This window comes from Ignavibacteriales bacterium, from assembly GCA_016700155.1.
In the GTDB taxonomy this organism is placed as follows: domain Bacteria; phylum Bacteroidota; class Ignavibacteria; order Ignavibacteriales; family Ignavibacteriaceae.
In genome coordinates, this window is sequence record CP065001.1 from 1,667,946 (window position 1) to 1,680,694 (window position 12,749).

Sequence of the window (12,749 nt, forward strand, 5' to 3'; positions counted from 1 at the left end):
ATCAGTTGTCATCAGATGAATATCAAAATATTTTTTTTAGCAGCAGTTTTTTGCCCGTTACTGTTTGCACAAACATACAGCATTCGAGGTAAGGTTACTGATTCACTTCAGGTTCCTGTACCTGGTGTGAATGTTATTCTTACCGGATCAACGATTGGTGCTGCAACAGGTACTGATGGTAATTTTGAAATATCAAATCTTCAGCCGGGAGTTTACTCACTTACATTTTCAGCAATTGGTTATGAAAAAACTACGATTGATAATATTACGATTACAACAAACAGTCCTGTAGTTAATGTGCAACTCACATCAAAAATATTTGAGACAGATCAGGTTGTAGTTTCAGCTAACAAACATGAACAAAATCTATCTGATCTTTCTGTTAGTGCCGAGATATTTTCCGCTGAGAACCTTTCGCGGAAAAATATATACAATCTGGAAAATGCTATGCGATACATTCCCGGTGTAAGTATGGTACAGGATCAGATCAGCATAAGAGGATCAAGCGGTTACAGCCGCGGTGCAGGCTCACGTGTTTTACTCGCGATAGATGGAATTCCTTTTTATACAGGTGATACAGGAGAAACAATCTGGGAGGTGATTCCAACCACAGCCATTAAAAGAATTGAAGTTATAAAAGGTGCATCAAGTTCTTTGTATGGATCGGGTGCAATTGGCGGTGTAGTTAATATTATTACTAACGAGCCAACCGAAATATCTTCAACATATATTAAGACTTTCATTGGCGCTTATGATAAACCACACTATGATGAGTGGGATTGGTCTGGTGAGTACCGGACATTTAACGGCATTACATTATCTCACTCCAACACTTATAACAACTTTGGCTTTAATTTATCTTTAACGCGGCTTGAAGATCTCAGTTATAAACAGAGCGGGTATTCAAAAAAATATACAGGATTTTTGAAAACTAATTATTCGCTTTCAGAAAATTCATCTTTAGATCTTCTTATAAATTTATTCAGAAAAAAAAGCGGCAATTTTGTTTACTGGAAAAATGCAATGAACGCTTTGGTTCCTCCTGATGCTGATCAGGGGCAGGTTGTTCAGACAGAAAGGGATTTATTCGCTCTGACATATACCAACCTGATTGAAGAAGATTTATCTTTAACACTGAGATCAAGTTACTACAGAACATATTGGGAAGATGGAGCAATTCCATTAAATCAATCACGAACAAATTTGTTCAGAGGTGAAGTACAGGTTAATTATAGCTTTTCTGATGATCTGATTCTTGTGTCCGGCATTGAAGCATCAGGCAGTAGAGTAACATCAACATTATTTGGTAATCCAACATCATTCAGTGCCGGCGGTTATTACCAGGCAGAATACAAATTCGGATTCCCGTTATCGATGACAGCCGGTATCAGGTATGATTATTCAAAACTGGATACGATAGATGGTTCATCTGCTTTCTCACCTAAAATTGGATTTAACTATAAAGTATCTCCGGAGTTTGTTATTCGTGCAAACATAGGTACGGGATTCAGAGCACCGACACTTGCTGAATCATTCACATCTACCACAGCGAGTGGAATAACTGTCAGACCAAATCCGAATTTAAAATCTGAATCGAACCTTTCCTTTGAAGGAGGCGTAAGTTTCAAACCTTTGGAAATTGTATCGATGGATGTTTCTCTGTTCTCAACTGAATATTATGATTTTATCGAAGCCAGTTTAAAAGCAGATAATCTTGGAAACAGCTTTATTATTTTTGACAACGTTACAAGAGCACGCATACAAGGATTTGAAGTTGGAACAGATATCGGAATCATTCCGGGTTTATTGACAGGAAATATAAATTATTGTTATCTGTGGGCGAGAGACATTGAAAAAAATAAAGCGCTGAAATACAGACCGCGCCATATCCTATCATCAGGGATTGAAGCTAGCTACAAAAAAATTCTGTTGGGATTTGATTTCAGATATTGGAGTCGGGTAGAAGAAATTGACAACGAACTTATTGATCTTGGTCTGGTTCCGGATGGCAGGAAAAGAGTGGAAGTAATTCTTCTTGATGCACGAGCCGGATATATGCTGGATATATTTAATCAGCAGATCAGACTTTTTTTAAATGCTAATAATATTTTAAATTATAACTACGTCGAACTGATTGGTAATCTCCAGCCGATCAGGCATTTATCACTAAGTGCTGAATTAACATTTTGACAAGTAGTTGTATGTCAGAAAATCTAATAATCAAAAATAAACAGTAGCAAGAGGGGCCAAATGTTTATAGATACACACGCACACCTGTTCTATTCCAATTTCGATGGTGAAGTAGATTCTGTCATTCGGAGAGCGAAAGAAAATCTGATTGACTATATACTTGTTCCGGCAACAGATTTAGCAACATCAAAGTCTACTATCGAGTTAACAAAAAATTATGATATGGTTTATGGCGCCGTTGGTGTTCATCCGCACGATACAAAGGACTGGGATGACAGTATCTTAAACGAAATTGAAGCGCTTGCTGCGAATAATAAAATCGTAGCCATCGGTGAAATAGGACTTGATTATTACTATGATTATTCACCAAGAGAAAAACAGATACATGCCTTCAGATCTCAGATAGAACTTGCTTTGAAAATGAATCTTCCGGTGATCATTCATAACAGGGACTCTGATGAAGATATGATGAAGATTGTGACCGAATATTGTAAAGATGGTTTAAAAGCTCAGTTCCATTGTTTCAATGGAACGATGGAACATGTTCACGATTTATTAAGGATGAAATATTTTATTTCATTCACAGGAAATATTACTTTTGCCAAAGCAGAGGAGCTAAAGAAAATTGCTTCAACTGTTTCACTGAATAATCTGTTGCTTGAAACTGATTCACCATTTATGACACCGGTTCCGCATCGGGGTAAACGTAACGAACCTGCATACGTCAATCTTGTTGCAGAAGCGTTGGCGGAAGCACACAACACTACTGTAGATGATATTGCAAGGATAACTTCTTTAAATGCGTTCAGACTTTTCGGTATTGGTGCATTGCCGCAAACCAGTTTTACATATCAATTAGGTGACTCACTTTACATTAATGTTACCAACAGATGTGATTCAGATTGTAAATTCTGTCACAGGAAATCCGATCCGTTCATCGACGGTTATAATTTGAAAATGACAAAAGCAGAAGAACCGCCGGCACAGCATTATATCGAAGAGATAGGCGATCCAACACGATATAAAGAAATTGTTTTTTGTGGTTATGGCGAGCCGACAATCCGTTGGGATGTTGTTAAAGATGTTGCGAAGTGTGTCAAAGCAAACGGTGGTAACACCAGGCTTAACACAAATGGTCACGGCAGCTACATCAACAAAAGAGACATTACACCTGAATTTTCCGGAGTGATTGATGTTGTTTCTATTTCATTAAATTCGTTCGAACCAAGACAGTACGCAGATCTTATGCGGGTCGAAACCCGGATGTTCAATGAAATGGTTACATTCGCGAAGAATGTTAAACGCTATGCAGGAAAGGTTGTTATGTCCGTCGTATCTCTTGATGAAGTTGAAATTGAAAAAGCACGAAAAATTGTAGAAGAAAAAATTGGTGCTGAGTTCAGAGTGAGAGAGTATTTTTAAAAATATATTTATCACTGACAGAAAAAGCGAACAAGAAAAGTTAAAGAAGTTGAATTATGCTGAAAATAAAATCTCAATTAATTCTTTTGCTGCTTGTTTTCATTTCTTGTGAACTATTTCCGCAAAAACTTTCCATCAAATCGTCTCTGGACTCATTATTCAAAGATGAACTTTTTGAGTCGACTATTGCTGCAGTGGATATTTATAATCTTACCGAGAAGAAAGTAATTTACCAGCGGAACAATAAACTACTGCTAAATCCTGCTTCGAACATGAAACTGCTTACATCGGTCGCGGGAATTTTATTCCTTGGGCATGATTATGAGTTTCAAACCTCTTTGTATTATACAGGCAAAATTGAGAATGATACTTTGTTCGGTGATCTGTATGTAGTCGGTGGATGTGATCCTGATTTTAAACTGATCGATCTTCAGCAATTTGTTAAAGCTGTAAAATCCTCAGCAATAAAATTCATTACCGGTAAACTATATGGTGATGTTTCATTTAAAGATGATGTTTATTGGGGAAACGGCTGGATGTGGGATGATGCCCCATTTTCCGATGCGCCTTATCTCTCCGCCTTAAATATTAACGATAATATTGTATCTGTTTCTGTGCAGCCGTCAGAGCCGGGACAGGTTGCCTATGCAACAGTTTACCCTTCAACAGCTTATGTTAGCGTTATCAATGAATGCAAAACTTCATCATCAGCCGGCTTAAATAATTTTTATGTAACACGGGATTATAAAAATCTTTCCAATGTAATTTATATCGGTGGAAATATCACCGACAGAAGCGACCATGACAGCAGTTCAACGCATTTTAATCTGACAGTCGTTAATCCGGAGAAATATTTTTTAACCTTGTTCAGAGAAGAGCTTGCAAGAAACGGGATAGTAATAGAAGATGAACCTGAATTATTTTTTCTGCCGTATGATGCAGTTCACCTTGCAACTGTAAGCCGACCATTTGAAGAGGTTCTTGTAAACCTTAATAAAAGCAGTGACAATCTTAGCGCTGAAATGGTTTTATATGCAATGGGCAATAAATATCATGGTAAACCGGGGCATGCATCAAACGGTTTAAAGATGCTGAACAGTTTAATATTGATGTCCGGCATGAAACCTCTTCAATATTCGATAGCCGATGGTTCAGGGGTTTCAAGATATAATCTCGTTTCATCTGAACTGCTCCTGGCAATATTGAAATACCTTTACCAGGAAAACGCCTCCGCGTTTAATTATCTTTATAACTCGTTGCCTATCGGCGGAGTGGATGGCACTCTGTCAAAAAGAATGATTGGTACAACCGCGGAAAAAAATATACGAGCAAAAACGGGAACATTAAAAGGTGTAAGTTCATTATCCGGTTATGCGTGGGCTAAGAACGGGACCCTGCTTGCGTTTTCAATCATCATACATAACTTCACACGACCGGTTGATGACATCAGGAAACTGCAGGATGAAATTTGCAGAATGATGACAAGTTACGATCTAAATTAATTTTGAAGAGGATAAACAATTGAAATCATACAAGGAATTTATTATCACAGCCGAGCCTTTTATCCCTGAAATAATTTCGGGTATTTTATGGGAACTTGATATTGACGGAGTCAGCGAAGAAGTAAATTGTTTGCGTGTATTTTCGAATGACCAAGGACCCAGCCAGGAAGAGCTTTCATCAAAACTTAAAACTCTTGTTGATCAGAAAATGCTTTTCAGTTTTCTTGTCGAAGAAAATATTCTTGAGAATAAAAACTGGAATGCTGAATGGGAAAAAACTATAAACGTGATTAAGGTGACTGACCGGATTGTTATCAAGCCAACTTTCAGGCAATATGAAAAGAGCAAAGACGAAATTGTAATTGCAATCGATCCGAAAATGTCATTTGGAACAGGTGAGCATCAAACTACAAAACTTATGCTGATGCTCATTGAGAAATACACTTCAAAAAATAATTCTGTGCTTGATGTCGGGTCTGGTACTGCCGTTTTATCAATAGCCGCTTTGAAACTCGGTGCTGCTTCTGCAGTTGCTGTTGATATTGATGAATGGTGTCTCGGGAACGCAAAAGAAAATGCTGTTCTGAATGAAGTGGAAAATGAAATTGAGATATTGCTTGGTGACATTGATGTCGTTGGTGAACGTGAATTCGATCTCGTACTTGCCAATATTCAAAAAAATATATTGATGAATATCTCGGGCGAACTCAAAAGCAAAACAAAAAGTGATGGGGTTCTGATTCTTTCAGGATTACTTTCAATCGATGAACCAGATATTATTAATCATTACAAGCAGACCGGCTTTGAATCAATAGAAATCTTAAAAATGGATGAGTGGATTGCTATTGTTCTGAAGCCGGTAGATTAATTTTTTTCGGTCTAACGCATCTTTATTTTTATTGTGCCTGATGTGATATACTCATCATATTCATCATACACGTAAACATTATATTTACCGGAGCGATAAAAAATAATTTCCTTCCAGAACCATGTCCAATCCGGTTCAACATCCTGGTATATAGTATTGTCATAAGACTCATCGCTGTTTGAATCGACTTCAAAGATTTTAAAATATACTCCGTACACATCGACATCCTCACCCATGCGTACAAGCATTTTTAAAGATCCGCCATCTTCTGTGATTGTAAATGTACTGCTTGAATTGATTGCATATCCGTCTTCATCAACATCTTCACAGAAGTAAAGTGATTGTGCGTTGACAGATGACAATGTAAACAGAGTTAAAATCAAAACAAGTGAAAACTTTGATTTCATAAAATGATCCTTTTGTTAGTTATAGATAAGTGATTATCCAAACAGATGCCAAAGCAAGCTTTTGTAAATTGTTATGATAATTAACCGGTGTCGCAAATGAGCGACTTGTTGAACTATCAATAATTAGCAGGGGAGAGACAAATTACTTTTTATAAATAATCTTTCCGTTAAAGATTGTCATCACAACCGATACATCTTTTATTTTTTGCGGAGGTATAGAAAATATATCTTCATCCAGAATTATGAGATCGGCAAGTTTACCCTCTTCAATTGAACCGATATACTTTTCCTGGAAACCCGCGTAAGCACTGTTGATCGTATAGCATCTTATTGCCTCCTCAACAGAGATTTTTTCTTCCGGTATCCATCCTTCCGGATTCAGGTTATCAGATGTACTTCTTGTTACCGCGGCATAAATACCGAGAAGGGGATTAAGAGGTGCCACAGGCCAGTCTGTACCGAAACTAACGCACGCAGAATCGTCCAGTAAACTTTTTATTTTATAAGATGAAGTGATCCTATCGCCTAATCTTTTATGAGCCCAGTTTCCATCATCAAGCAAATGAACAGGCTGCATTGATGCAAGTACACCTATATTTTGAAAACGTCCGAGATCTTCTGTTCTTAGATGTTGTGCATGTTCAATACGGAATCTTCGGTCCCAATATGGATTTTCGTTTTTTATTTTTTCATACATATCAAGCAAAAATGAATTTGCCTTATCTCCGATTGCATGGACACAGACCTGGAGATGATTTATATCAGCATCGGTAGCCCATTTTTCAAGCCTGCCATCCAGTACAATATCATTCGCTAAACCAAAATTGTTGTCTGAATTTTCATATTCATCAAACAACCAAGCTGTGCTTGAACCGAGAGAACCATCAGAATATGCTTTTAGTGAACCCAAAGAAAAAATATTATCCTGTTTGATTGATGTCTTAAGTTTTATCAAATCTCTGTAATTAGTAATTGGAAGTCTGCAGTACATCCTGCATGTAAGTAAACCATTATCGTGTGCGTTTACCAGTGTAGAGAGATCGTTAAACTCCGTAATATCCTGCACTGTCGTAACACCTAAGCGTTTAGCTTCATTCAATGCTGCTGTGAGGGCTTCCTGTTTTTCTTTCTCAGAATGCTCGGGAATAATAGAAAAGATCAAATCCATTGCATTGTCTTTTAATATACCTGTAGGTTCGCCTGTAACCGGGTCGCGTTCAATTAATCCGCCAATCGGATCTTTTGTTTCCTTAGTTATACCAGCTTGCTTCAACGCATACGAATTTGCCAATCCCATATGACCATCTAATCTGCTTACGAATACGGGTGTTGATTCTGAAATGTCATCTATCAATTCTTTTGTCGGTAAGATTTTTTCATCCCATGTTTCGTGATCCCATCTTCCTCCGGTTATCCATCTATCGGGATGTAATTCGATATAACTTCTAAGAATTTCTTTAAACTGCTGTTTAGATTTTGCAGGACGAAGATCAATTCCGCTTATATAAAATCCACCGCTAAGGAAATGCGTGTGATTATCAATAAAACCAGGCAGCATCAGCTTACCACCAAGGTCAATTACTTCAGGAATAATTCCCGTGCGGGTAAGAACTTCTTCAGTTGTACCAACTAAAATTATTTTATCGTTCTCGATGAGCACAGCTTCAGCGAGAGGTTGTTTTTCATTTACTGTATATATTTTGCCGTTGATGAATGCTTTAAATGTCTGAGCGGTGCTGAAAGTTTGCATAATTGTCCAGCTTAATATGAAGAGTGTAACAATATAATTTTTCATTTTGTTTTTTGATTGCAAAATAAATAAGTAAAAGAAATGCTTCCACTTTAAAAATAAAAACCCGGTAATAAAATAACCGGGCTTAATTAATGGTCAGTTGTGCCTACCTTAGCAACAGCATTTTCCGAACTTGTTTAACTGATACGGAATTGTTGTTTGAAGTTGCTTCGAATGAATAAAAATAAACTCCACTTGTAAGTTCATTTCCGGCATCAAAAATTATTTTATGATGACCGCTCTCAACAAATCCATCAACGAGTACAGCAACCTGTTCGCCTATTGAGTTAAATACTTTCAATACCACTCTGCTGTCATTCGACAGGTTGTAACTGATAGTTGTTGAAGGATTAAAAGGATTTGGAAAATTCTGCATAAGTGTAAAATCGGGAACAATTATATCAACATTAATTATTTCCGAAAATTTGAACGTACCGTCAAAGTCCACCTGCTTTAGTTTATAGGAATAATTTCCCGCAGCTAAGTTTTCATCATTAAAAGAATATGAGTTTTGTTCTGATGTTGTTCCATTACCGGTTATAAAGCTAATTGATTCCCAATCAGAGTTTAGGTGTGAATCATTCTTTAACCGTAAAATTTCAAATCCACGATTGTTTACTTCAGAGCTGGTTTGCCATTTTAGTAGTACCCCATTATTTGCTGGTTGTGCTGTAAATGAACTTAACTCAACCGGAACCGGAGGTATAATTCTTACTGGAAACTTTGGACCAAAATTCCATCTATCAAGGGTAGAAGGAATACTGTCGTTGTTCACACTTTGTCCGACCGAATAAATGGTATCCCAGGAAACCGAATTTGAAGCTGTAAAATTAAAGCTCCAGCTTACTGTGTCATTCGAAAAATGTCTCGGATCAGTATGAGTGATTTCACTGTCAATTTCCTGTGTGCCCGCATCAGTCACAGAAATGTTACTGAACCTGGCTGCAACATTAAATCCGCCTGTTATTGCAGGTCCGCCTGTCATCTTAATCCTGTATAGTGCTGTTTGATTCTGTTCGAGTGTGTCAGGACCTTCCACCCAGACATTCACGGTTGGGTCTGAACTCAGGTTATGGCATAAACAACCTTCACCATTTAATTGTGTCAATCCAACGATTCCTGTTAAGAGATCAGTCCCTGCATAAATAATTACAGTTGCGAAAGCAACGATAAGAAGTAAAGTGTATTTCATTTTTATTCCCACAGTTTGTTAATAATTCAGCCGGCACAATACCGGCTGATCTGATGAAAAAGATTGAAATGATTATTTAAGGATTGTCATTTTTTTAGTTTGTGTATAAAATTTGCCTGATGCATCTACAGCTTCAATACTGTAAAGATAGTTACCGCTAGCAAGACCATCAGCATTGAAAGTTAAATTGTGTTTCCCGGCTGAGTAATTACCTTGGGCTAAAACATTTAATTTTTCACCTAGCAGATTGAAAATCTTTAACTGCACCTGTGCTTCAACAGGCAGTGAAAATTCAATTGTGGTTGATGGATTGAAAGGATTCGGATGATTCTGTGCAAGTTCAAAGAGTGTTGGAAGAAGAATTTCAACTTCAGCTGTTTGTGAATATTCATACGAACCATCATAGTCTATTTGTTTTAATCTGTAATAGTATTTCCCGGTTGTAGTTTCTTCGTTACGGAATTCATAAATGTGAACTTCAGATGATGTTCCAAAGCCTGGTACGAATCCAACATTGCTGAAAGTAATATTATCTGTACTTCTTTCAATCTCGAAGCCTCTGTTATTTATTTCTGAAGCAGTAGTCCAGTTAAGTATTACATCTTTATCCGAAACAGATGCAGAAAATGAAACCAGTTCGACAGGTGTAAATGTAGGTGATGTCAATTTGTAAAAACCATTTCCTTGTGCCGAAAATACGGTCATAGAATCAACTATGTAAACCTGGTAATTTGAAGATGAAATTGGAACCTGCTGCCAATTTGAACCGCCATTTTTAGTTCTCCATGTATTCCCGCAAGAGTAGCACCCGGCATAAACTTCTTCACCATCAATAGGATTAACGTGTACTCCCCACATATTAATTCCGTTGAACGTTGATTGAAGTGTCCACGTAGCACCATAATCGGTTGATTTTAATAAACCGCCGCCGCCGCTCCATCTGGTAGCCCAGGCAGTTCCGGGACTTCTGTAGTCAACCGCGATGGTTGGAATTTCTCCGCTTGTATTGTGAACCTGGCCCCAGGTTTGACCGTAGTCTGTGCTTCTGAAAATTCCTGTACCATTGTCACCAACAAGGATGATGCTCGTATCTTGAAAAACTTCGATATCACATGGTGTTGCACATCCAACCGCAGATGTAAGGGTAGTCCACGTGCTGCCAAAATCGGTTGACCGCATAAAGCTGCTGTTGCTCATTGTGTAAATTGTATCCGGATGTGAGGGATCGGGTGTCATCGGAATTCCAAAGAAGGAGAATGTCAAACCGTCTGCCGTTATGACCCAACTGGCTCCTGCGTCTGTTGATTTAAGAATTTTGTCCCCGCTTCCTTCAATTGCGACTAACAGTGTACCCAAATTATCATCATCAAGTATTATTGATTTTACGTCTGAAGCACCCGGAATATTGATTCCATATTGTGTAAAACTTTCTCCTCGGTTGGTGCTTTTATAAATTTTATTGTCGAATCCGTAATAGACATTATTTGAATTGTCTCTTTCAACATCGATTGGTCCTCCAAGACTTCCACCAGATTGCTTCAATACCCAGTTGTATTGCGCAAGTGATACAAATGAAAACGCAAGAACAAATAGAACAGTGGCACACAGATTCTTCATCGGTTAACCTCTTTTTATTTGGATTTAGTTTAGTTAAGAATTGTATTGCATACAAAATAAGTATTAATCTTTTTAATCCAAAGATTTTCAAGCTAAATAGTTGGTATGATAAAATGTTTCTGCAACAGAAATCAGGAACTGCAATCCGGATAAAATCCGGATTGCATAAAAAATTATTTTAACAACACCATCTTCTTAATTGAAGAGTACGCAGTTCCATTATTGCCAAGAGCATTCATTTGATAGTAATATACCCCTGAAGCCATATTGCCTGCTTCAAAGTTTAAGGTATGATTGCCTGCAGTAAAATCGTTCTCGGTAATTTCTGAAATTTTTTCTCCAAGTGAATTAAAAAGAATTATTTTAACTTTTGCATCAACAGGAAGTGAAAAATTAATTGCAGTTGAAGGATTGAAGGGGTTAGGAAAATTTTGTGTTAACTCATATGAAGCAGGTATGGGAGCTTCAATTTCAATTGTGTTATAAATCTTATAAGTGCCGTCAAGGTCTATCTGCTTTAATCTGAAATAAGTTTTACTTGTTATCATCTTATTGATGACATAGGAATAATTTTTACTCTCCGTGGTTGTACCATTTCCAGATACAAATCCTGATCTGAAAAAATTGATGTTATCATTACTCTGCTCTACTTCAAATCCATGATTATTTGTTTCACTTGATGTAGACCACTCAAGGACAATTTTATTATCTCTTATACTTCCACTAAATGAAGTTAATTCAACAGGAACAAAAGTTGGTGACCAAAGTTTATAAAAACCACCTGATTGAGCGGCAAAAATTGTCATCGTATCAATAATGGCAACCGAATAATTACTTGCAGGTAAAGTAGTTTGCTGCCATGTATTTCCCCAGTCACGTGTTATATATACATTACTGCCGGACCAGGTGCCTGTTATAACAAAGTCAGAGTTTTCAGGATGAATATGAACACCCCAGGTACTTGTACCGCTATACGCAACAGTAACCCACGTTTCACCATAATCTGTTGATCTGATTATTCCGCCACCACCGGAAAATTTTGTTGCCCAGGCAGTTCCGGGATTTCTAAAATCAACTGCAATAGTAGGTATTTCACCGGATGTCGAATATTTTAATCCCCAGGTCTGACCATAATCAGTACTCTTAAAAATTCCATGTCCAAGATCACCAACCAGAATAATACTTGTGTCAGGAAAAACAATTACATCACAAGGCGCCTGGCTGGTTCCGACACTGCTTGTTATTGTCGACCAAGTGCTTCCAAAATCTGTAGATCTGTCGAAGTTATTTCCGTTCATCAGGTATAGAGTATCGGGATGAGTAGGATCCTGATCAGAAGGAATTCCATAAAATGAAAAAGATAAATTATCAGCAGTTGTTACCCAGGTAGCTCCGTTATCTGTTGATTTAACCATTTTATAATTGCTACCCTTATAAACTGCTACAACCATTTCATTCGGTCTTTCAGGATGAAGGTGTAAACATTTGATTGCAGAAGCTTGAGAAATACTTGAGCCATATTGTGTGAAAGTTTCGCCCCTGTCGGTGCTTCTGAAGATAGCACTTGATGAGCCATAATACACAATGTTTTTATTCAAAGGATCAATTAGTATCGGATTGCCTCTACCACCGCCGGACATCTTTAATTGCCAGGTATATTGTGCAGATACCTGAAATGAAACAAGTAAAACCAGGCATAACACCGCTGAAATTTTCCTCATCAGTCAACCTCTATTTATTTGGATTTAGTTTAGTTATG

At 37.5% G+C, this 12,749-nt stretch carries 9 protein-coding genes; 4 read left to right on the top strand and 5 right to left on the bottom strand.

Annotation, left to right across the window (positions count from 1 at the left end):
* Positions 1-15: 15 nt before the first annotated feature.
* From IPM56_06885 to prmA, 4 genes are read left to right on the top strand one after another with little or no spacing between them, the layout of a single operon-like run.
* Positions 16-2,190: a TonB-dependent receptor gene (locus IPM56_06885; protein QQS37671.1), complete on the top strand. Its 2,175-nt coding sequence runs from the start codon at positions 16-18 to the stop codon at positions 2,188-2,190.
* 60 nt (positions 2,191-2,250) lie between these two features.
* Positions 2,251-3,612, top strand: coding sequence for a YchF/TatD family DNA exonuclease (locus IPM56_06890; protein ID QQS37672.1), 1,362 nt, complete (start codon positions 2,251-2,253; stop codon positions 3,610-3,612).
* A gap of 56 nt (positions 3,613-3,668) precedes the next feature.
* On the top strand, positions 3,669-5,114 hold the full coding sequence (dacB, locus tag IPM56_06895) for a D-alanyl-D-alanine carboxypeptidase/D-alanyl-D-alanine-endopeptidase (GenBank protein QQS37673.1): 1,446 nt from the start codon (positions 3,669-3,671) through the stop codon (positions 5,112-5,114).
* Positions 5,115-5,133: 19 nt separating this feature from the next.
* Positions 5,134-5,982, top strand: coding sequence for a 50S ribosomal protein L11 methyltransferase (gene prmA / locus IPM56_06900; GenBank protein QQS37674.1), 849 nt, complete (start codon positions 5,134-5,136; stop codon positions 5,980-5,982).
* An 11-nt stretch (positions 5,983-5,993) separates the two neighbouring features.
* On the opposite strand, the gene IPM56_06905 is transcribed toward prmA, so the two are convergent.
* From IPM56_06905 to IPM56_06925, 5 genes are all read right to left on the bottom strand, one after another.
* On the bottom strand, positions 5,994-6,389 hold the full coding sequence (locus IPM56_06905) for a hypothetical protein (GenBank protein ID QQS37675.1): 396 nt from the start codon (positions 6,387-6,389) through the stop codon (positions 5,994-5,996).
* Between the two features lie 142 nt (positions 6,390-6,531).
* The gene (locus IPM56_06910) at positions 6,532-8,184 is read right to left on the bottom strand and encodes an amidohydrolase (GenBank protein QQS37676.1); all 1,653 of its coding nucleotides are present in this window, start codon (positions 8,182-8,184) and stop codon (positions 6,532-6,534) included.
* A gap of 103 nt (positions 8,185-8,287) precedes the next feature.
* Positions 8,288-9,373 carry a hypothetical protein gene (locus IPM56_06915; protein ID QQS37677.1) on the bottom strand — a complete coding sequence of 362 codons (1,086 nt, stop codon included), beginning with the start codon at positions 9,371-9,373 and terminating at the stop codon, positions 8,288-8,290.
* A 72-nt stretch (positions 9,374-9,445) separates the two neighbouring features.
* Positions 9,446-10,990, bottom strand: coding sequence for a T9SS type A sorting domain-containing protein (locus tag IPM56_06920; protein QQS37678.1), 1,545 nt, complete (start codon positions 10,988-10,990; stop codon positions 9,446-9,448).
* Between the two features lie 173 nt (positions 10,991-11,163).
* The gene (locus IPM56_06925; protein QQS37679.1) at positions 11,164-12,711 is read right to left on the bottom strand and encodes a hypothetical protein; all 1,548 of its coding nucleotides are present in this window, start codon (positions 12,709-12,711) and stop codon (positions 11,164-11,166) included.
* Positions 12,712-12,749 lie beyond the last annotated feature (38 nt).